20 protein-coding genes are annotated in these 21,198 nt (G+C 29.9%); 5 read left to right on the forward strand and 15 right to left on the reverse strand.

The genetic code is table 11. From position 1 onward, the window contains the following. Positions 1-135 precede the first annotated feature (135 nt). The 3 genes from ACTNBA_RS03355 to pepT form a co-directional block, all read right to left on the reverse strand. Complete coding sequence (locus ACTNBA_RS03355; protein ID WP_441072588.1) at positions 136-1,506, reverse strand: S1C family serine protease; 1,371 nt, start codon at positions 1,504-1,506, stop codon at positions 136-138. Between the two features lie 256 nt (positions 1,507-1,762). After that, positions 1,763-2,068: a hypothetical protein gene (locus tag ACTNBA_RS03360; RefSeq protein ID WP_441072590.1), complete on the reverse strand. Its 306-nt coding sequence runs from the start codon at positions 2,066-2,068 to the stop codon at positions 1,763-1,765. An 86-nt stretch (positions 2,069-2,154) separates the two neighbouring features. After that, positions 2,155-3,372: a peptidase T gene (gene pepT / locus ACTNBA_RS03365; RefSeq protein ID WP_441072592.1), complete on the reverse strand. Its 1,218-nt coding sequence runs from the start codon at positions 3,370-3,372 to the stop codon at positions 2,155-2,157. Positions 3,373-3,651: 279 nt separating this feature from the next. Between pepT and ACTNBA_RS03370 the strand changes: the two genes are divergently transcribed. Together ACTNBA_RS03370 and ACTNBA_RS03375 are read left to right on the forward strand one after the other, a co-directional pair. Beyond that, entirely contained in the window at positions 3,652-4,140 is a 489-nt protein-coding gene (locus ACTNBA_RS03370; RefSeq protein ID WP_035129583.1) for a thioredoxin family protein, read from the forward strand. 99 nt (positions 4,141-4,239) lie between these two features. Next, complete coding sequence (locus tag ACTNBA_RS03375; RefSeq protein WP_346847084.1) at positions 4,240-4,851, forward strand: HutD/Ves family protein; 612 nt, start codon at positions 4,240-4,242, stop codon at positions 4,849-4,851. 119 nt (positions 4,852-4,970) lie between these two features. Here ACTNBA_RS03375 and ACTNBA_RS03380 read toward each other — a convergent pair whose 3' ends face one another. Together ACTNBA_RS03380 and nth are read right to left on the reverse strand one after the other, a co-directional pair. Continuing rightward, positions 4,971-6,143 (reverse strand): NAD(P)-dependent malic enzyme, encoded by a 1,173-nt coding sequence (locus ACTNBA_RS03380; RefSeq protein ID WP_441072595.1) that lies wholly within the window; start codon positions 6,141-6,143, stop codon positions 4,971-4,973. Between the two features lie 26 nt (positions 6,144-6,169). Next, positions 6,170-6,811, reverse strand: coding sequence for an endonuclease III (gene nth, locus ACTNBA_RS03385; protein WP_035129586.1), 642 nt, complete (start codon positions 6,809-6,811; stop codon positions 6,170-6,172). 185 nt (positions 6,812-6,996) lie between these two features. Here nth and hcp point away from each other — a divergent pair, with 185 nt between their 5' ends. Next, the gene (gene hcp / locus ACTNBA_RS03390) at positions 6,997-8,655 is read left to right on the forward strand and encodes a hydroxylamine reductase (RefSeq protein WP_441072597.1); all 1,659 of its coding nucleotides are present in this window, start codon (positions 6,997-6,999) and stop codon (positions 8,653-8,655) included. Between the two features lie 56 nt (positions 8,656-8,711). Here the strand turns inward: hcp and ACTNBA_RS03395 are convergent, their stop codons facing one another. Then, positions 8,712-9,104: a bacteriohemerythrin gene (locus ACTNBA_RS03395; RefSeq protein ID WP_346847080.1), complete on the reverse strand. Its 393-nt coding sequence runs from the start codon at positions 9,102-9,104 to the stop codon at positions 8,712-8,714. Between the two features lie 161 nt (positions 9,105-9,265). Then, a complete protein-coding gene (locus ACTNBA_RS03400) occupies positions 9,266-9,769 on the reverse strand; it encodes a FliG C-terminal domain-containing protein (protein WP_441072599.1) in 504 nt (167 codons plus the stop codon). Between the two features lie 342 nt (positions 9,770-10,111). Here ACTNBA_RS03400 and ACTNBA_RS03405 point away from each other — a divergent pair, with 342 nt between their 5' ends. Then, positions 10,112-10,771 (forward strand): ferredoxin-like domain-containing protein, encoded by a 660-nt coding sequence (locus ACTNBA_RS03405; protein ID WP_441072601.1) that lies wholly within the window; start codon positions 10,112-10,114, stop codon positions 10,769-10,771. 114 nt (positions 10,772-10,885) lie between these two features. On the opposite strand, the gene ACTNBA_RS03410 is transcribed toward ACTNBA_RS03405, so the two are convergent. After that, entirely contained in the window at positions 10,886-12,136 is a 1,251-nt protein-coding gene (locus ACTNBA_RS03410; protein ID WP_441072603.1) for a serpin family protein, read from the reverse strand. A 250-nt stretch (positions 12,137-12,386) separates the two neighbouring features. Between ACTNBA_RS03410 and ACTNBA_RS03415 the strand changes: the two genes are divergently transcribed. Beyond that, positions 12,387-13,715, forward strand: coding sequence for an MATE family efflux transporter (locus ACTNBA_RS03415; protein WP_441072605.1), 1,329 nt, complete (start codon positions 12,387-12,389; stop codon positions 13,713-13,715). A gap of 166 nt (positions 13,716-13,881) precedes the next feature. Here the strand turns inward: ACTNBA_RS03415 and ACTNBA_RS03420 are convergent, their stop codons facing one another. The 7 genes from ACTNBA_RS03420 to ACTNBA_RS03450 form a co-directional block, all read right to left on the reverse strand. After that, the gene (locus ACTNBA_RS03420; protein WP_441072607.1) at positions 13,882-15,144 is read right to left on the reverse strand and encodes an MFS transporter; all 1,263 of its coding nucleotides are present in this window, start codon (positions 15,142-15,144) and stop codon (positions 13,882-13,884) included. A 10-nt stretch (positions 15,145-15,154) separates the two neighbouring features. Then, entirely contained in the window at positions 15,155-15,943 is a 789-nt protein-coding gene (locus tag ACTNBA_RS03425) for a zinc dependent phospholipase C family protein (RefSeq protein WP_441072609.1), read from the reverse strand. Positions 15,944-16,113: 170 nt separating this feature from the next. Next, the gene (locus tag ACTNBA_RS03430) at positions 16,114-17,502 is read right to left on the reverse strand and encodes a hypothetical protein (protein ID WP_441072611.1); all 1,389 of its coding nucleotides are present in this window, start codon (positions 17,500-17,502) and stop codon (positions 16,114-16,116) included. 2 nt (positions 17,503-17,504) lie between these two features. After that, positions 17,505-18,065, reverse strand: a complete 561-nt coding sequence (locus tag ACTNBA_RS03435; protein WP_441072613.1) for a sigma-70 family RNA polymerase sigma factor — start codon at positions 18,063-18,065, stop codon at positions 17,505-17,507. Positions 18,066-18,267: 202 nt separating this feature from the next. Continuing rightward, positions 18,268-18,423 (reverse strand): rubredoxin, encoded by a 156-nt coding sequence (locus tag ACTNBA_RS03440; protein ID WP_035129613.1) that lies wholly within the window; start codon positions 18,421-18,423, stop codon positions 18,268-18,270. A 234-nt stretch (positions 18,424-18,657) separates the two neighbouring features. Then, the gene (locus ACTNBA_RS03445; RefSeq protein WP_441072615.1) at positions 18,658-19,581 is read right to left on the reverse strand and encodes a hypothetical protein; all 924 of its coding nucleotides are present in this window, start codon (positions 19,579-19,581) and stop codon (positions 18,658-18,660) included. Positions 19,582-19,599: 18 nt separating this feature from the next. Then, complete coding sequence (locus tag ACTNBA_RS03450) at positions 19,600-20,979, reverse strand: bifunctional metallophosphatase/5'-nucleotidase (RefSeq protein ID WP_441072617.1); 1,380 nt, start codon at positions 20,977-20,979, stop codon at positions 19,600-19,602. Positions 20,980-21,198 lie beyond the last annotated feature (219 nt).

Here is a 21,198-nt window from a genome sequence, read left to right on the forward strand (position 1 = left end):
TATAATATTGTATACATTAGCAATATTAAATTTTCACCTAAAAACAATAGGCATGAAACATTGATAACTCAAGCTTCACACCTATTTAAATTTTATAATATTATAATTAGGGGATAATTATAAGTATTAACTTTATTATTCTACTACTAAAGTAGCTTGCATTGTTTGACCCTTTCTTACGAATTCTATAGGAATACTATCTCCATCACTGTAGGCTTCTTTTTCCTTGTTTAATTCTTCAACGGTCTTAACATTTTTCTTACCTATTTTAGTAATTACATCTCCAGGTTGTAATCCTCCCTTTTGTGCTATACTAAAATCTTCAATACTTTGAATATATATACCAACCGGCAAATTATATTGTTTTGATAAATCTTCTGTTATATTTCTAACTGCTATACCAAACTTTATTTTTTGTTTTACTAAGGTATCTAATTTTTCAGTGGCATCATTTATTGGAATTGCAAAACCTATTCCCTCTACTCCAGTAGAGCCTATCTTAGCTGTATTTATACCTATAACTTCACCTTGAGAATTTATTAATGGTCCTCCACTATTCCCTGGATTTATAGCAGTATCTGTTTGGATAAGGTTCATTTTTTCTCCACCCTCAGTTAATGCTACTCCTCTATTAACAGCACTTATAATTCCTGTTGTTACAGAGCCTAGATATTCTTTTCCAAGTGGATTTCCTATGGCTATAACTTGTTCTCCTGCTTGAAGACTATCAGAATCTCCTAGTTCTACTTTACCTGGCATTTCAACATCATCAGTGATCTTAACAACTGCTAAATCTGCATCTTCCTGATAGTTTACAACCTTAGCACTTACCTCTTTACCTGTACTAAATATAACTTTAACTTGACTAGCATTTTTAACTACATGATAGTTTGTAAGTACATAACCATCATCTGAAAAAATAAATCCTGAGCCAATGCCTTCTTGTTCACCCATATCAAATCCAAATACATTAGTTGAAACTGAAGTGGTTGATACACCAACTACAGCTGGGGAAACCTTTGCTACTACTTCTGGTATATTCATACTGCTTATAGGATTAATATTTGTTGTTGTTCCACCGTTATTTGTTTTTGATTTAGCTTCCTTAATTGCTGATTGTATAGTGCCTCTCATAGCTCCATAAGTAACACCTGTACCAATTGCTCCTCCTAATATAGAGCATATTAGAGCTATAGCTATATAAGATTTAGCTGAACCTTTACCTTTATTCTTTTTATCTTTTTTCTTTTTTTCTTCTTCTTGCCATGATGAAGTATTAACTTCATTGAATTTCAAGTCATCATTTGTTGTATATTCTACATCTTGAATCACAGTGTAGTTTATATTGTCACTAGTATTATTGTCATTATTATCTTTATTAATACCGGTATTTTCATTTAAGTTACTATTGCTATTAATTTGATTATTATTTAATTCATTGTTATTTAATTCATTGTTATTTAATTCATTGTTATTTAATTCATTATTGTTTATATCTTTATCCATATTAAATCTTCCCCCTTATTAAAAGTTAATTTGTTTACTTTTCTTATCTATATATATTATTATCAACACTTATGTGTCAGTTAAGTGACTAAAATATGAATGAATTCTTAAATGTCCTTAAAGGATTAAAATTTGAAAATACCCTATATGTAAATATAATATTCTAAAAAACTACTAAAGCCTTATAGCTTCAGTAGTTTCCTATGTGAACCCTAAATTAACTTAGAGGAAGAATAAATTCTTCCTCTAAGAAATATTAATATAATCTTTTCTTAGCATAATCTCCGTAATCATTACCATGATCACTCATGTCTACTTCATCTATAATGGAGTCAAAGTCAACTTCACTTTCGCTTTTTATATCTTCATTTAAATCATCAAAAGCAATTTCTTCACTAGTCTCCATATTGTAATTTCTTCGACTTCTTGTCTTTGCAGCTTCTATCTCAGCTTCTCTTACGTTTTCCCAAACTGAATCAGACATAGGGGTTATGCTTCTAAAATCACCAAAATAGTTATGTGTATCTGGTGGATATATTGGTCTTGATTTATCATTACTCATATTATATCGCCCTCCTCAATCACTTTACTATAGTGTGTATTAAGGAGTTAATTTTTATGTATGAGTATTATAAATGTTAGAATTTTTTATTTTTCTGCATAAAGAGTTATTATCTTAACTATAGTTTCTACTGCCTTTTCCATAGAATCTACAGGAATGAACTCAAATTTCCCATGGAAGTTATGTCCACCTGTAAATATGTTTGGTGTTGGAAGTCCCATGAAGGATAATCTTGCTCCATCAGTACCTCCTCTTATAGGAACTATAATTGGCTCGATATCAAGAGCTTTCATTGCTTCAACAGCTGTGTCTACTACATGAATTACAGGTTCTACTTTTTCTTTCATGTTGTAGTATTGATCTTTTACTGAAATTTCTATAGTTCCTGCACCATATTTTTTATTAAGAAGTTCTACTATTTCTTTAATTAATGTTTTCTTTTCTTCAAAGGTATTTCTAAAGAAATCTCTTATGATATAAGACATAGTAGTCTTTTCTACAGTTCCTACCATATCGCAAAGCATGAAGAAGCCTTCATATCCTTCTGTGTATTCTGGTCTTGCATTAACAGGTAATAATCCATTTAACTCCATAGCTATTTGCTGAGCATTTACCATTTTATTTTTAGCACTTCCTGGATGAACATTTCTTCCGTTAATAACTATTTCCACACCAGCAGCATTGAAGTTCTCATATTCGATTTCTCCAACAGCTCCCCCATCTACAGTGTAAGCAAAGTCTGCTGCAAATTTTTCTACATCAAAGTGATCTGCACCTTCTCCAATTTCTTCATCTGGAGTAAATCCAACTTTAATAGTCCCATGTTTTATATCTGGATTTGCAATTAAATATTCCATAGCAGTAACAATTTCTGATATACCAGCTTTGTCGTCTGCTCCTAATAAAGTAGTTCCATCTGTTGTGATAAGCGTTTTTCCTATATAGTCATTTAATTCAGGAAAATCTATTGGAGATAAAACTGTATTTGCATTTAATTTAATATCTCCACCTTCATAATTCACCATTTGAGGCTTAACATCTTTACCTGAATAATCCGGAGCAGTATCCATATGAGATATGAACCCAATAGTTGGTATTTTTTTATCTGTATTAGCAGGCAATGTAGCCATTACGTAATTGTTTTCATCAATAGTAACATCACTCATGCCGATTCTTTTTAATTCTTCAAATAAAACTTCACCTAAAACTCTTTGGCTAGCAGTACTTGGAGTTGTTCCCGTAGAATCACTTGATTGTGTATCATACTTAGCATATCCTAAAAATCTTTCTATAACTTTTGACATAATATCGCCGCCTTTTTAAAATTTTATAAATATTTTATATTGTTTGTCATATTTATTTTGTCCCATAACCCTAGTATATAAAACTCTAATTTTTTTTACAAGTTAATAAATTGTATATATCTACTATTTATCAATTTTATTTGTTATAATAATCATGAACAAGCTATGTCTATTCCATGCTAACATAATGTATTATATTGAATAATTTTAATTTAATACAATACATTCTAATTTATAAAAGACAAAATTTAGTTATAAGTAATTGGAGGGTAAGATAATATGTTAGATTTTAATAAAGCCTTAAGCTTTGAGGAGTATGTAGAAAAACAACATGCCAAATATGGAAATATCCAAGATAAGACCTATGCAGACACTGAACTTTCTAGTGATACTAAGGAACAAATAAAAAAACTAGACAAGGTTGTTCATGCTGCAATATTTACAGAAGGTTTTTGCCCTGATTGTATCGTAACTATTCCTTTCGTACAAAAACTTTCAGAAGAAAACCAAAACTTAAAGGTTCATTTATTTCCTAGAACAGGTTACGAAGGCTTTCTTGAAGAAGCAGTAGGCTGCAAAAGTATTCCTGCAGTAATCACTTTTACTGAAGAAATGGATCCTAAGGGTGCCTATGTAGAAATGCCTAAGGAGTTATTTAAAAAACTTCCTGTAATCTCTAATGATGAGAGAAAAGTTCTTGTTGCAGAATATAGATCCGGAAAATACAATGATTTAATAGAAAAAGACCTTTTAGATATAATACTTTAATTTTGTGATACATTTTAAAACTCATTCCTATATTTATTCATATATGGATGAGTTTTTTGTATTAATATTATATATGTTAATTATTAATGGGGTGATATTATGGGTTATAAAACAGAAATAATAACAAAGGATAAAATAAAAACTTCTAATTGGAGTGGGGGAACTACTAATGAAATATATATTTATCCTAAAGACTCTAATTACAAAGATTTAAACTTTAAATGGAGAATTAGTTCTGCCACTGTAGAGTTAGAACACTCCACCTTCACTAATCTTCCAAAAGTTTATAGATATATAACAACTTTGGAGGGTTCCATGGATCTTTGTCACAATAAAGGTCCTCTAATTCACTTAGAACCTTTTGAAGTTCATGGATTTTCTGGAGATGTAAACACAGAAAGCTTTGGTACTGTTACAGACTTTAATTTAATGATAGGACCTGGATGTGATGGGGTAATGAATGCACTAACTTTAAGTGAAGGTTCTTTACTAAAGCTGAATTTAAACAAAAGGAAAAACAGATACTCTTATCATAATTATATATTTTTCTCACCTAATTCAGACCTAACCCTCACAATAGATGGGAACAATATATCTCTACCTAAAAATCACACCTTAATCATAGAAAGTTGTGAAAAAGATAGCCTTTCTTCCATAGAAATTGCCTCCTCACAACCTTGCAATATCATTAGTATAGAAGTAGGCTTTTAAAAGTTATTTATTCAAATCTATGGCTCTGTTGAAAATTACAGTGATAAAATATAAATCTAATTTTTATAAAATATGGAGCATGTACTTTAATATAGGTACATGCTCCATATTTTTAGTCTCTACAGACTTGCTACTCCCATTTCTCTTGCTATTCTCATAACTTCCTCTGCTACTTTGCCTGACACTCTCTTGTCTAAGGCATTTGGTATTATGTTCTCTTCATTTAACTCTTCTTCTGGAATTAGGTTTGCTAAAGCTCTTGCTGCAGCTAACTTCATTTCATCGTTTATTTCTGTTGCTCTAACTGTAAGAGCTCCCTTAAATATACCAGGGAATACTAGAACATTATTAATTTGATTAGCAAAATCTGAACGGCCTGTTGCTATTACTCTAGCCCCTCCTAATTTAGCTTCATCTGGCATTATTTCTGGAGTTGGATTAGCCATAGCAAAGATAATTGCATCTGAATTCATAGTTTTTACATCTTCTGAATTTATCATATTAGGTCCAGATACTCCTATAAACACATCAGCTCCTACTAAAACTTCTTTTAATGAACCTGATTCTTTATTTTTATTAGTAACCTTTGCTATTTGCTCATGAGACTCAAATAAACAGTTACCACCATCATAAATAGCACCCTTCCTATCACACATGATAATATTTTCTACTCCTGCCTTTAGAAGCAATTTGCATATAGCAATTCCAGCAGAACCAGCACCATTTATTATTATTTTAACATCGTTAATATTCTTCTTAGTTAATTTTAATGCATTATATAATCCTGATAATACAACTACTGCAGTTCCATGTTGGTCATCATGGAATACGGGAATATTTAGCTCTCTCTTTAAAGTTTCTTCTATGTAAAAGCATTCAGGAGCCTTTATATCTTCAAGGTTTATTCCTCCGAATACAGGGCATATTAATTTTACAGTTTTTATTATTTCTTCTGGGTCTTCGCTATTAATACATATTGGAAAAGCATCTACTCCAGCAAATTCCTTAAATAATAATGCCTTTCCTTCCATTACTGGAATTGAAGCTTCTGCCCCTATATTTCCAAGTCCTAATACTGCTGTTCCATTTGAAACTATAGCTACAGTATTAGATTTTATTGTATAATCATAAACCTTATCTTTATCCTTAGATATTTCAATACAAGGCTCTGCAACTCCAGGAGTATAAGCTATAGATAAGTCTTCTCTTGTATTAACAGGAATTTTACTTATAACCTCTAGTTTTCCCTTCTTCTCCTTATGCATTTTTAAAGATTGTTCACCATATGACATAATTAAATCCTCCTAATTAAAATAATCTATTTTTTTGAAGATGCCTTATTTAAGTAATCACAATAAGGTGCTATAGGACACTGATGACACTTTGGCTTTCTAGCATCACATATTTTTCTTCCATGCCAAATAATATAATGATGTGCATCACTCCACATGTTCTTTGGTATGTACTTCATAAGTTTTTCTTCAACAATTTCTACATTATCTCCAGGTGCAAAACCTGTTCTATTAGAAATTCTAAACACATGGGTATCTACAGCTATAGCAGGCACTCCAAAAGCATTAGATAAAACCACATTAGCCGTTTTCCTCCCTACTCCTGGAAGGGCTATAAGTTCTTCCATGGTTCTTGGAACTTGACCATTATGTTTTTCTACAATGGATTTACATGCCCCTAATATATTTTTACTTTTATTTTTATAGAATCCACAACTATGAATCTTTTTACCTAATTCTTCTTCACTTAAAGTTAGTATAGCCTGTGGAGTATTATACTCCTTATATAATTCCTTTGTAACTATGTTAACTCGCTCATCTGTACATTGAGCAGAAAGTATAGTTGATACTAAAAGTTCAAAGGGTGTTCTAAAATCTAACCCGCAGGCAGCTCCTCTATAGGTCTCTTCTAATATTTCTAAAATTTTCTTTCGTTTTTCTTTATTCATAAAATCACCTCAATAAATTTCAATGATTGTAGTATTCCTAGTTAGTTCACTTCTATTATATCAGATTTTTATTATTTTACTTAATTAAATAAGAGTTTAATTAGTATGTATTTATTTATAAAAGAATAATATTATTTTATAAACAAATACTATAAAAAACTTAATACAATAAGGAGGATTATTAAATGGATAATGCAATGTTTTGTTATCAATGTGAACAAACTGTAGGGGGAAAGGGATGTACTAAGTTAGGTGTTTGCGGTAAAACCCCTGAAATAGCCAATTTGCAAGACTTATTAATTTATCAGTTAAAAGGAATTAGTTGTTATGCTAAAGATTTACTTGATAATGAGCAAGTTATAGATAAATCAGTGGTTAGTTTTGTAGAAAATGCTCTATTTACAACTTTAACTAATGTTAACTTTGATGCAGCAAGTCACCTAAACATGCTTAAAGAATCACAAAAGATTAAAGAAAACCTAAGAAGTAAGGCTTCTACCGATAAGACGTATCCTGATCAAGCAACCTATAATTTAAGCAAAACTAAAGAAGAAATGCTTAAGGATGCCGTTAAAGCTGGAATTATGTATGATGGAGATTTAGATGCTGATATACGTTCTTTAAGACAAACTATTGTTTATGGTCTAAAGGGTATAAGTGCCTATGGACACCAAGCTAGATTTTTAGGTTATTATGATGACCAAGTTGATAACTTCTATTTTCTAGGATTAGAATGTACAACTAATGATAACTTATCTGTTGAAGAGCTAATTAGAATGACTATGAGAACTGGTGATATGAGTGTAGCTGTCATGAAAAAACTTGATGAAGCTAATACTGAAAGTTATAAAAATCCAACTCCTCATCTAGTTAATGTAAAAGTAGAAAAAGGACCTTTTATAATTGTTTCTGGTCACGATTTAAAAGATTTAGAGATGCTATTAAAACAAACTGAAGGTATGGGAATAAATATATATACCCATGGTGAAATGCTTCCTGCTCATGGTTATCCTGAACTTAAAAAATACCCTCATCTAGTAGGAAACTATGGTAGTGCATGGCAAAACCAACAAACAGAATTTGATAACATTCCTGGCTGTATACTCATGACTACTAACTGTCTTATGAGACCTAGAGAAACCTATAAGGATAGAATATTTACAACTAACGTAGTTGGATGGGATGGAGTTAGACATGTCACTCTTAAAGAAGATGGAACAAAGGACTTCTCTGAAATCATAAATAAAGCTTTAGAATTAGGTGGATTTACTGCTTCTGAAGACAGAAAAGAAATTCTTGTAGGTTTCGGTCATAAAGCTACCTTAAGTAATGCTGGTAAAATTGTTGATGCAGTTAAAAAGGGTGAAGTGCGCCACTTCTTCTTAATAGGTGGTTGTGACGGTGCAAGACCTGGAAGAAACTACTATACAGATTTTGCAAAAATGGTTCCTGAGGATTGTATTATCCTTACTTTGGCTTGTGGAAAATATAGATTTAACAAACTTGAATTTGGTGAAGTAGCTGGATTACCAAGACTTCTTGATGTAGGTCAATGTAATGATGCTTATTCTGCAGTAAGAATTGCTACTGCTTTAGCGGATGCCTTTGAAACTGATGTGAATGGATTACCATTATCCATTGTACTATCTTGGTATGAGCAAAAGGCTGTAGCTGATTTACTAGCTTTATTGTCCTTAGGAGTTAAGAATATATTCCTAGGGCCTTCTCTTCCTGCATTTATAAGTCCAAATGTACTTCAATACTTAGTAGACACCTTCCAATTAACTCCTATAAGTACACCAGAAGAGGACTTAAAAACTTGTCTTAAACAAAGAGTTAACTAATATATTAAATGGTAGCCCATAGGACTACCATTTATTTTTATATAGTTCACAAAAACTTACCCTTGTGCAATCAGCTTGTCTTTTTCAAGAATGTGACTTACTAACCACTGATTTACGAATTCCAATAAATCAAGAATATATTTATGTTGATTCTCATCAATTTTATTTAAATCTATTTCCTCTAATTTTTTTATAAAGTTATCATGATCTATTTTTTGAGTAAACATTTTTTTATAATTTATGCTTTCCATATAGGCTTCTTCATCTCTAAAGTGAAGAGCAGCATACCCTTTTAATTCTTCAATTAGATTTACTATTCTATCATATTTATCAATAATGAACTCATTATTTAATAACTCATAAATTTTATCAGCTATTTCAAAAAGCATTTTATGTTCATTATCAATAATCTCTATTCCAGTTTTAAATTCTTCCTTCATTTCGTACATTTAAATTACCCTCCAACTTCTCTCAATAGTACTAGTTAAATACGTTCAACATGAATTTCTTGAACTATTTCACTCTAGGACTACATAATACCATATAAGTCAATATTCTTCTATAACTTCAAGTAATAAAATGGTGTATAATCCCATAAATTAAACTTTTATTACTTATTATTTATTTTCATTATTATCTTATCTTGAGCCTGAAGTATTTCATCCAATTGAACACTTCCTAACTTCCTTCTTGCCTCTACAAAATCAATATCTGGAAATATATTTTGAATATAATAAATAACCCTTGGTGAAGCCCCTAATATAGCTTTACATAGAGTATCCATATCTAATTTACACAGAACTGTTTTCACCCTTTCCCTATCTATACTAATAATATCCTCAAAACTAAATAGTTTCGTAGATATTTTGTTAAATAAATATATGTCATTTTCTTGTATTGTCATCATTAATCTAGATTTTTCAACATCTTCAAGATTCCTTAGTAATTCTATTATCTGTTCTTCAACACTTAAGAGTTCTTTGTATGTTTTTTCTAGATAGTAGGATATTTCCTTCCAAAGTTCTTCTGTTACTTGTCCATTCCTAATAATTTCTTCATAATATTTGGTCCTTAGCTCCTCTGATAGCAATGACACAAAAAAAGTTAAATTCATAATAATTCCCCCATAAACCCCATTGGTATAAATAAATTTATAACTATATATTCGTACCATTTTCCTACAAATGAAATTTTAACCTGTATTTGTTTCAAATAATTAATAATTGCTAATGCACTACTTTGTGTATGCAGACAAAAACCTACAAGAGGAATTAAATTTAGTTCTCTTTTAAATATTAAGTAAAAATAGGGCATGGTAGTCACATGATGACCTCCATGCCTTTACAAATTTAAGTACCTTCATTATCATAACTCTTTTAAACTCAGCAAGGTCAAGTAGATTAGTTCCTATTAAATGAGGTATAATATATTTAAAAAATATAGGAGGAAATATGTTTTGGCACATTACGGGAATCTTCAAAAAATAAGGGATGGTAAAAGAAAATATGGTATAACACCTCATATTCCTGGAGGTTTTATAACTCCGGAAAACCTTGAAAAAATAGCTAAAGTAGCTAAGAAGTATAATGGAGTTATAAAAATAACATCTGGACAAAGAATCTTAATAACTAACTTAGAGGAAAATGATCTACCCCAAATATGGGAGGAACTACATATGGAACCAGCTGTTAAAACTCAAAATTCCGTTAAAAATGTAGAGATGTGTCCAGCAGGATATTGTAAAAGATCAAAATTTAATACAATTGGTATAGGTATGAAATTATCTAAAAAATATCAATGGATGGATATGCCTTGTAGAACTAAAATAGGTATAGCGGGATGCAGAAATGCTTGTGGAAGTGTTTATAGTAAAGATGTGGGGGTTATAGCAGATATTAATGGTAAACTCATGGTAACAGCGGGTGGTTCAGCTGGATATAACCCTAGGATTGCAGATATTATAGCTAATGATTTATCAGAAAAGGACACTTTAAAATTAGTAGATTCTATATTTGATTATTATAAAGAAAATGCTCATGATGGAGAAAAAATAAGTTTTTTTATTGAAAGAATTTCAATAGAAAACTTTAAAAAAGAAGTTCTAAGTAGGTGTTAGAATTTTTTATGATTTGAGTAAATAATGAAGAAAAGATTAACCATGTATTATAAATAAGCTAATTAAAGGCAAATAACAGGAGTTTTTATTTACTCCTGTTATCTTTTCCCTTTATTATTTACTCACTTCTTCTAGTTTACCCATAAATAGTATGGTTCCACTTTCTTCATCTTCTATAATAAATACAAAAGGTCTATCGGCTATAAACTCTTTAGGGTTATCAATTATTGGCATTGCAGTTTCCCTAACTTCAACTATAGTAGCTGCAGCTGCTTCACTTCCCTTTTCATTTACTTCTATCTTTCCTTGATGTAAAACGCTACTAACACAAATCTCTTCCCTTATTCCACTAAGATTAGCTCTATCACTAAAAATATCCTTCATTCCTAGGGCCACTAGAGGTCCTTTTAATTCTTTAGTTCCATATTCCATTTCAAACTTCGGAAAGCTTACATTAACAGCTTCCTGCTCTTTTCCAATGGATTTTTTTATAGAATTCCACTTATTCATATCTAAATTATTTATAAAATTATCTATATTTAAACCTTCCTTTGGTAGTACTGTATACATAGATACTTTTCCACTATCATAAGGCATTTTTATAGCTTTAAAATCATCCTTTTCTCCATAAAAGGTTTTATCATTAGCCGCAACCTTCCTCATAAAATCTATCTCTGATTTTTCTCCCTTTGAATTTGTAAACTCACCTATAATATTATTATTTGTATCAAAGGGTTCTTGCCATTGTCCCTTGAAATATATAGCATTAATTAAATACATAATAACATCACCATCAATAGGACCTTTTAGCATATCTTTAATCATGTTATTAGTAGATTTTTCAATCCAATTATTAATTTTATCCACAGATGAGGATTTAGAGAAGTCCAAGTTATCCACTTTTGCACCAAAGATATCCTTATTAATGTTTATAAATTCTTTATTTATATTCTGACCTTCTCTTATCCATATGGAATTACTTAGATTTAGCTTTGCATTTTCATCTATATTTTCTAAGTAACTATGAAGAATTTTATAACTATTATTTATCTTATCATCAGACATTCCTTCATAGCCTAGTACCTTATTCATCTCTGCCTTTGTATTATCTTTAGCTCCATTATAGGTCATAGTAAGTGCCATGGAAATGCTCAAAGGAGATATAAACACATTCTTATTATTTTCACCCTTCGAAATTTCTTTGAATATATTAAATGCAAATTTATTATTTCCTTCCACCACTTCTTTATCCACCTCTTTAACTGAAATTTCTTCCTTATTTTTACTAGAAAATTTCTCACATCCAATTAAAGAAGTAGCTATTATAGCTATAAGCATTAAAGAAATTATCTTTTTTAATTTCATAACCTCACCTCTAAATTTAGTTTCACTTTATATACGCTATTAAAGTGTTATAGTGCTATTTTTTATATTATTATAAATCTAATAATCAATTGATTAAATTATTTTCTATTGTATAATGGACATGTAATGCCTTAATAATTACCTATATTTTGAAAGCATTTTACTAAATTTAAATATAGGTATTACTAAATTATGATATAAAAAATGTTAATGTAGAATAAAAATATTGAATTAATAAAGTGAGGTTTATATGACTAAGGATTTAACTAAAGGAAATGAAACCAAAGCTATAATAAGCTTTGCGATTCCCCTTATTATAGGAAATATATTTCAACAATTATATAATATAGCCGACTCCATAATCGTTGGTAAATATATAGGTGCATCTGCTTTAGCGTCAGTTGGATCTTCTTTTACTATTATAGTATTTTTAACATCTATTATTCTGGGACTTTGTATAGGCGCATCCGTTGTATTTTCTCAATGCTTCGGAGCTAAAGATAATTCTAAATTAAAAAGTAGTATTTTTACTGCCTTTATCTTTATCGGCTTAATAACTATTATAATTAATTTATGTGCTATTTTCTTTACTGATAATATCTTAATTTTTATGAATACCCCACAGAGTTTATTTAATGATGTTAAACAGTATATAATTATAATCTTTTACGGTATAAGCTTTACCTTTATCTATAATTATTTTTGCTGTTTACTTCGTTCCGTTGGAAATTCCTTTATACCTCTTGTGTTCTTAATAATAGCAGCCATAATTAATATAGTTCTTGATATTGTTTTTATAACTGTGTTTAATCTTGGTATTGCAGGTGCAGCTTATGCTACCATAATAGCTCAAGGCATATCTGGAATTTCAACAGCCATATATTGTTTTATCAAACTACCTGAAATTAGATTTGAAAAATGCGACCTTAAAATAGATATAAAGATTTTAAAGTTAGTAGCAAATTATAGCCTTCTAACAAGTATCCAACAATCTATAATGAATTTCGGGATTTTATTAATTCAAGGCCTAGTAAACTCCTTTGGAGTATCAATAATGGCAGCCTTTGCAGCAGCTGTTAAAATAGATGCCTTCGCTTATATGCCTGTTCAAGATTTTGGTAATGCTTTTTCCACCTATATTGCCCAAAATAAAGGTGCCGGTGAAGCTTTAAGAATAAAAAAAGGAGTAAAATCTTCATTCAAGATTATTACCTTATTTTGCATTATAATATCAGCAATTGTAGTAATATTTTCAAAACAATTAATGACTATATTTATATCTCCATCAGAAGTTGAAATTATAGCTTACGGCTCTCAATATCTATGTATAGTAAGTGTATTTTACTTTCTCATTGGATATCTTTTCATGTTTTATGGTTTTTATAGAGGTATAGGTTCCACTAATATATCTATTTTGCTTACTATTATATCCTTAGGACTTCGTGTCGGAATTTCCTATTGGCTAGCTCCTACCTTTGGTATAACTGCAATTTGGTGGTCTATTCCTATAGGTTGGTTCATTGCAGATATAATTGGTATATCCTTTATAAAAAGGTTTATAAGAAATATAAATAAGTAAATAATAAAAACCGCTTATAGATTACTAGTTTTAAGTATCTATAAGCGGTTTTAATATGATATTTAAAATTTACACTTTAGGAATCTTCAAAAATAAATAAGTCAGAATGCTCGTCTATCTCAAAATATACTTTCCACCTTTGACTTATTATTTATTTTCAGATGCCTTATAAACTAACAGTAGTTTCTTTTTCCGTAGATATATTTACTTTATTGGCTGCTTTAAATATTATAAGTCCAAAAATAAACATTACCACAATTCCTGCTACCCCAGCCTTAGAGCTTCCTGTTATATGGGTTGCTATACTCATAAGCATAGTTCCCATGAAGGCAGCCCCTTTGCCAAATATATCATATAGTCCAAAGTATTCACTGGATTTCTCCTTAGGAATAATTTTTGAGAAATAAGATCTTGATAGTGCTTGAATTGCCCCTTGGAATACCGCAACACATACTGCAAGAATCCAGAATTCCCATGCTTTATCTAGCTGTAATGCGAATATAGTTATTGCTATATAACCCATAATTGAAGCTGCTATTAACTTATCACTTTTAAATTTTTTAGATAATCTTCCAAATAAAATAGCACAAGGAAAGGCAACTACTTGAGTTAAAAGTAATGCTAATAGTAAATTACTATCTGTAATTCCAACATCTTTTCCATAGGATGTGGACATGCTTATAATTGTATGAACTCCATCTATATAGAAGAAAAATGCAAGGAGGAATAAGAAAATCTTCTTGTTTTTTCTAATGTTTAAAAGAACCTTACCTAGCCTCTTAAAACTTTCTGCCACTGGCTTATTTCCTTTTTCAACATAATACTTTTGTTTATAGTTCTTTAGTAGGGGCATTGTTATTAGTAACCACCATAGAGCAGTTAATAAAAAGGCTGTCCCCGTTGCCATTGCAGTTGTAAGTCCAATTTTATCTGCAAAAAGTACAAGGAGTAAACTTACTGTAAAAGGAATACAACTTCCGATATACCCCCAAGCATATCCATGAGATGATATCTCATCCATTCTATCATCAGTAGTTATGTCATTGAGCATGGCATCATAAAAAATAAGACTTCCTGAAAACCCAACCTTCCCTATCACAAATATAGCTAGAAATACAATCCATGGTACCGGAAGAGCTAAAGCTGCACAACCTAACACTCCAAACATCATGAATAATGAAAATAGTGGCTTTTTATAACCTTTAGTGTCCGCTACGGTTCCAAGAATAGGTCCAAGTATTGCTACAATAATTGTAGATAAGGATACAGCATAACCCCAGTAAGCTGTTGAATCTGCTGGTGAAATTCCTGATAAACTTGCAACATTTTTAAAGTAAATAGGAATTATAGTAGACACCAACATGGTGAAAGCTGAGTTTCCTACATCATATAGAATCCACTGCTTTTCTAACTTAGTAAATTTACTCATTTTACCCCTCCTATAGAAAATTTCTATTGAAGAATTCCCCCAGGTTGTCATTACTTTTTATAGCACTATAGTACTCTTCAACTCTATGTACTGCCTCATCTATAGCATCTTCATAAAGGTTTAAAAGCTTTTTATTTATTTCTATACACTTTATATTTGGTTCTACATTAATTATCATACGGCTAAAGCCTTCTCCACCTTTAATTAAGCCTAATAAGCCTTTTATAATCTTTCTTTTCAAATTGTTTTCACATAATAGTAGTTTATTATAAAACCTTACAGACTTAAGGCATTTATATATTTCTTTTCCACTAACATTATCATAAATGCTAGCAATATGTGCTGCTATAACCTTATTAGGAATAATATGAGCTCCTGCACTATGCCTTTGTGGACTTAAATTATTTCTCCTCATTAATGCTCCATCTAACTCTGCTTCTATTTCAGCATGGGATATATTACTTTCCTTCATAGCTTCTGCAATAAAAGGATGACAACTACTATCAAGGACAAAGTGGCATACAAATCCTAAAATATAAGAGATACAAATCTCATCCTTACTTTCTTTAATATACTTTTTCGACCTTTCTAAAAATCCATAGGCCTTTTCATCATGTAATCTATGTCCATACTTAATTATTTCATTCTTAAATAAGGGCTTATAATAAAAAAGTATATCTGGACCATTAAGCCCTATATAATATGCTTCTTTATTTTGTATTATAATATCTTTTATCCCATGGGGCAGTTTTTCTAAGACAGTATGTCCAAAACTATAGTGAGTATAACTTGCAGGCATATAAATCCACCTTTCAAATTTCATAAATATTCTGACTTCTATTATAATTATATTTTTTTTATGTTTTATGTGAGTTATATTAAGGTAAAATTCTTGTAAATCCTTATACTATTAATATTCCTAATTTAATTATAAAAGCACCAACTAATTAAAGCTAGTGCTTTTATAATTTATTCCACTATGAACTGCCAATTACCCTGTTGATGAACTAAAATATTATTTACATCTATATATATTTTTCTTAAAAATCTCTCTGTAATACTTAAATCTTCATTATCTAGGTATACCTCACCTTGCTGATTTTCCATATCCCCCATGGCACCACCAGTTCTAAAATTTTCTCTTACCATAAATATTGTTCTGCTTTCATCATAATTATTACTAAAGTCAAAGTGTATAGTATACTCTCCACCTTTATTTGTGATAGAAGCAGCTTTAATACTATCTTGAAGCCCTTTAAGTTTAAAGTCTTCATTTATTTCGGAAGTTTCACCCTTCTTAGGAATTTTTATAGCTAATTTACCTCCTTCTTTTAAAACATAATTTATATCTATATCCTTTATTTTTATATCTAATTTGCCTTTGTAAGGATCTAGTATTTTAAAAGCTCTCCCAGTTCCATCATTAGCATTTTCTATAGATAGTAAAGTACCTTCTTCATCTCTAACTTCAACTTTTCCAATGGCATCTAAACTAATGGTGTAATCTTCACGCTGTTTATAATCTATATTGCTCCATATTTTAAAGTATCTTTCTCCTTCTTCATAATAACTAGTTGCCCCTAAAAGAACTTCTTTATCTATGGCATTTCCACCAATTTCATCATAACTATTTTTAAAATCTACCTTTTTTAAATTAAACTCACCTATATCTTTATCCTTATAGTGCAACTTAAAATCTGTTATTAAACCCTCACCCTGCTGAAAAGTAAATCCTGCATATCCTCCACTTGCAAAGCTAGTTAATCCTACATTATACATATTTCCATCACTAGTCTTTAATTTTAAGTTGTTTATTATTTCTCTTTGATCCCCTATGCCTTCAGCTTCTGCATCCTGGTTAAACCACATCTCAACATATATATTCTCACCATCATTTGTAATACTTTTTACTAATGCAGAACTACCATCAATATTAATTCTTACTGGTTCTTCTAGCATATATAGCTCTTTATCTGCTTGCTGTTTTATAATGCCTTGGGAAGGAGTAAATATTAGTTTTTCAGCTATCTGCGCAATGACTTCCTTGCCTAAAGGGGACATGCCTATTAATAGGGCTAATATAGCAACCACTGCAGCCACTTTATACTTCTTCATAGATCTTTGCATTTTCCCGTTTTTCTCTTGATTAAACTGTATTTTTTCTTCCTCACTTTTTTCTTTATTTACTTCTGTTAAATCAATACTATCATTGCTTTCATAATTATCTATATTTGCTAATTTCTCCTTCAAGGATTTCTTCAATCTCTGTTTTTCAACTTCATCCATAGGAATTTCTTCAAACTCACTTATATCAAAATCAATCTCATTAAATTTATCATATATATCCTTATTATCCATAACTATACCCCCTCCCTAGCTTCCTTATAGTACTCTCTTCTTATCTTTTCTCTGCCTCTACTAATTCTAGTATTTATATTACTTACAGAAAGCTTTAATGCTTCACTAATGCTTTTACTCTTCTCTCCAAGTAAAAATTTCATTATAAATATAGTTTTATCTGGTTCCTCCATACTTTCTATAATACTTACTAACCTGCTATTTTCTATATCATCAAGATAATGATCTTCTGCACTTTTACCATCAGTGATGGCTTCATCCATAAGCTGGTTATTTTCTTTTTTACCATACTTTCTGTAGTAATCAATTGCTTTAAATTTTGTGATAGCCCCTATCCAACTTTTAAACTTAGAACTATCCCCAGTAAACTTATACCCATTAACCCAAATTGCCATAAATACATCTGACATACATTCCTCAATTAAACCTTTATCCTCTACAGAACATAAGGTTTTAGATATAATTCCTTTTACTAAGGGCCCATATATATCAATGATATAATCAAGAACTTTAGGATTTTTTCTTTTTAATTCTGCAATAAAATTGTCTTTATCCACCCTCATTAAATCTCCTCCAAATTTCCTTCTTCACCCTATATATCGAAAGCAATATAGCTTTTCTTACAAAATTATAAAATTAAATATAAAAAGTGTCTTAAAATATACTATACTTTAGTTTTTACTAAAATATAATCCAATATCTTAAGACACTCTTAAATTAAACATTATTTAATTATTTACTTCTCTAATTACTTACTTATCTAATCTAATCTACAGAATCTGTTTCCTCTAATGGTTTAAAGAAACTTTTATCCCTTTTACAAACAGGACATCTCCAGTCTTCTTTTAATTCTGCAAAAGGTACCTCTTCTTGGCTTTCATCATACAAGTAGCCACATACACTACATTTATAAATTTTCATATCAATTCCTCCTCAATATAAAATTATATTAATAAACTCCTTATGTTAGCTAAATTACCAACTCAGGATTATTAATCTCTTACACTTTGATGTAGCTTTAGTCATCCTATTTAAATTGTAAATCTCCTGAAAGTCCCATGAACAAAACAACTATTTAGCTAGTTATATATATTCCTAGTTGTAAAGTTTTATATTTTTATATTTAGATAATTATATACTTACCTTTTCAAGTTTCTATGGCTCTACCTGTATAAAAGCATTTCCCCCAGAGGACTCCAACTTATTAAGTGTACCATTATTATTAATTGCCGTCATAGAGTAATATTTATATTTAAATCCATAGGTGTCTTGAACCTCAACTATAACATCGAACATATCTCCATTTTTTAATTTATAATTCCCTTTGATAGTTCCAGTATAATTACTAACTTCACTTGAAGGTTCATTACTTTTTTCTAATTTAATTTCATCTATAACTTCCTCATTTATTCTTAACTTACATGAAGCTTCTTCTACAGAATTTTCTTTTATAGAACTTGGATAAATGACACTTTCAATCCGTCCATCAATTATAACTTCATCACCCTTTGTTTCATATTTCCCTTTAAAATCTTGAGGCATAATTTGAAGTTGATACTCCATTTGATCTATATATTCATCTTCCCATGTTTCTTTTTTCACTTCTTCTCCATAGTCTAACGTAAATCCAAATTTAACAGTATTCCTTATGGGAACTGCTATCTTTGCACTATAGTTTAAAGCTTTATCTAATTTACCTTCAACACTCTTACTATCTCCATCGCTACAGTCATAGTTAAAATAAAACTTTAATCCTTCTTTATAAACCTTAGGAGTTCCTTTAAGCTTAATACTAATGGTTTTGTTTTCTACATCTAGCCCTTCTACTGAGTAACTAAAGTCACTTAAAATACTCCCTTGCTTTTTTAGGTTTTCTTCTACAGTGGTATTAATGCCACTTAAGGATGTCCTCATATCATTATACTGATTATAAATGTCACCTCGTAAGCTATCTAAGTCTTGTCTAAGAGAATTAACTTTTAACAAACCCCACAGATTAAGCAATATCAAAACTATAAATCCTATAATAATTCTTATTTTTACCTTTTTATTTTTCTCTAATAATTTATTATCTTCCACTTCAATCTCCTTTCATAACTATATTCTTATCCATCTATCTTCTAATGCTTTATTAACCATATCTCCATCACATAAATATTCTCTTAATATATCTCTTATGTATCTATCATCATATTTATGATTAGAATTATTCTTTAAATCTTTATATCCAGAACCTCTATGAAGATAATCAGAGCTACTTACCCTATAAACTTTATCTTCCTTAAGAGGTTGTCCATTTATAATAACTTCTAGTACTTCTCTTTCTCTATATTTAATCTTTACATTTCTAGAAAAATGAAGTCTTCCTACATATTTTCCTCTAAAACCTGGTCCCCTACCATCAGCTAAAACTATGTCCCCATCTAAACTTTCCTTAATAGCTTCTAATATATATTTCCCTTCAATTTCAAAGTATGTAGGATTTAATGGGGATGGCTCTATTTGTAATAGCTTAAGATTAGTTACTGCACCTTTTTTTATTCCTCCATTTAATACTCCACTATTTATGAAAGCAAAATCACAACTGTAAACTTTAGATAATCCATCTGCTAATAAGTTAGTAATAGGATTTTCTTCTATTACATCATGCCATAAATTTTCTTTAACTTCATATAGTGGTATAGAAAGATTATTTAAAGCTATCTCTTTATTCTTCTTTAATACTTTAATTATACCTTTATCCATATCTAAGCCTTCTATATTTATATTTTCGCCTTTTACTAAACTTACTTTATTATCTTTTATAGACAGTTTTAATACTCCTAAATGTTCTCCAAACTGTCCTGAGGTATGGATTATAGTATTATTTATGATCTTAGGTTCATCCATAAGGATATGAAAATGTCCTCCTATTATTACATCTACCTCTGAAATTTTTGTTGCAATCTCTTCATCCTTATCCATACCTAAATGGGATAGAACTATACATATATCATATTTACCCTTATTATTATTTATCTCCTTATTTATTCCCTGAAGATAATCTAAAATATCTAATCCACAGCTTGTACTAAACTCATTTAAATTTGGAGAAGTACCTATAATTAATATTCTTAATCCTGCTTTATTAATTATTATACTTTTGCTTAGCCCTTCTATTTCCTCACCATTGAGTTTTCTTATATGACAACTCAAAAAAGGTATCCTTCCATCAGAGGTTAATCCTTCTAAAGTATGAATTCCATCAAAGGTCTCATTATTTCCAATGGAAATAGCATCATATTCAGCTTCCTGAAGTAACTCTATTGCAACCTTCCCCTTAGTTCCATTAACTTCTACTCTTTTAAAATCTGCTAGATCTCCTGCATCTAATACAATTGTATCATCATTTTTTAACTCATTAATTTTTGTAGTTATTCTTGCTAAATTTTCAAAATTGCTATGTATATCGTTAGTATGTAATATTTGTAATTCCATAATACATCTCCTTTGTATATGCTAATAAATCATTATAAAATTCACATAAAAATAGACTTTAAATAGAGTTCTTTACTCCCACTTTGAAGAAGATTGGAGTATTAGAGCTAGTAGTTATCGGATAATTCAATGAACATTATATATATCCATATATATAAATATTTTACAACATCTTATGGAATATTCATATGAAAATTTAGTTGAAATTGAAATTTATTT

The organism is Clostridium sulfidigenes (assembly GCF_052067195.1).
Taxonomy (GTDB): domain Bacteria; phylum Bacillota; class Clostridia; order Clostridiales; family Clostridiaceae; genus Clostridium_J; species Clostridium_J sulfidigenes.

Excerpts from the sequence above, each read along its gene's own strand:
- hcp (WP_441072597.1), top strand. The coding sequence starts at position 6,997 with ATGGATAATGCAATGTTTTGTTATCAATGTGAACAAACTGTAGGGGGA.
- nth (WP_035129586.1), bottom strand. The coding sequence starts at position 6,811 with ATGAATAAAGAAAAACGAAAGAAAATTTTAGAAATATTAGAAGAGACC.
- ACTNBA_RS03375 (WP_346847084.1), top strand. The coding sequence starts at position 4,240 with ATGGGTTATAAAACAGAAATAATAACAAAGGATAAAATAAAAACTTCT.
- ACTNBA_RS03370 (WP_035129583.1), top strand. The coding sequence starts at position 3,652 with ATGTTAGATTTTAATAAAGCCTTAAGCTTTGAGGAGTATGTAGAAAAA.
- ACTNBA_RS03420 (WP_441072607.1), bottom strand. The coding sequence starts at position 15,144 with ATGAGTAAATTTACTAAGTTAGAAAAGCAGTGGATTCTATATGATGTA.
- ACTNBA_RS03440 (WP_035129613.1), bottom strand. The coding sequence starts at position 18,423 with ATGAAAATTTATAAATGTAGTGTATGTGGCTACTTGTATGATGAAAGC.
- ACTNBA_RS03450 (WP_441072617.1), bottom strand. The coding sequence starts at position 20,979 with ATGGAATTACAAATATTACATACTAACGATATACATAGCAATTTTGAA.
- ACTNBA_RS03430 (WP_441072611.1), bottom strand. The coding sequence starts at position 17,502 with ATGGATAATAAGGATATATATGATAAATTTAATGAGATTGATTTTGAT.
- ACTNBA_RS03395 (WP_346847080.1), bottom strand. The coding sequence starts at position 9,104 with ATGTACGAAATGAAGGAAGAATTTAAAACTGGAATAGAGATTATTGAT.
- ACTNBA_RS03400 (WP_441072599.1), bottom strand. The coding sequence starts at position 9,769 with ATGAATTTAACTTTTTTTGTGTCATTGCTATCAGAGGAGCTAAGGACC.
- ACTNBA_RS03380 (WP_441072595.1), bottom strand. The coding sequence starts at position 6,143 with ATGTCATATGGTGAACAATCTTTAAAAATGCATAAGGAGAAGAAGGGA.
- ACTNBA_RS03435 (WP_441072613.1), bottom strand. The coding sequence starts at position 18,065 with ATGAGGGTGGATAAAGACAATTTTATTGCAGAATTAAAAAGAAAAAAT.
- ACTNBA_RS03360 (WP_441072590.1), bottom strand. The coding sequence starts at position 2,068 with ATGAGTAATGATAAATCAAGACCAATATATCCACCAGATACACATAAC.
- ACTNBA_RS03425 (WP_441072609.1), bottom strand. The coding sequence starts at position 15,943 with ATGCCTGCAAGTTATACTCACTATAGTTTTGGACATACTGTCTTAGAA.
- ACTNBA_RS03410 (WP_441072603.1), bottom strand. The coding sequence starts at position 12,136 with ATGAAATTAAAAAAGATAATTTCTTTAATGCTTATAGCTATAATAGCT.
- pepT (WP_441072592.1), bottom strand. The coding sequence starts at position 3,372 with ATGTCAAAAGTTATAGAAAGATTTTTAGGATATGCTAAGTATGATACA.
- ACTNBA_RS03355 (WP_441072588.1), bottom strand. The coding sequence starts at position 1,506 with ATGGATAAAGATATAAACAATAATGAATTAAATAACAATGAATTAAAT.
- ACTNBA_RS03415 (WP_441072605.1), top strand. The coding sequence starts at position 12,387 with ATGACTAAGGATTTAACTAAAGGAAATGAAACCAAAGCTATAATAAGC.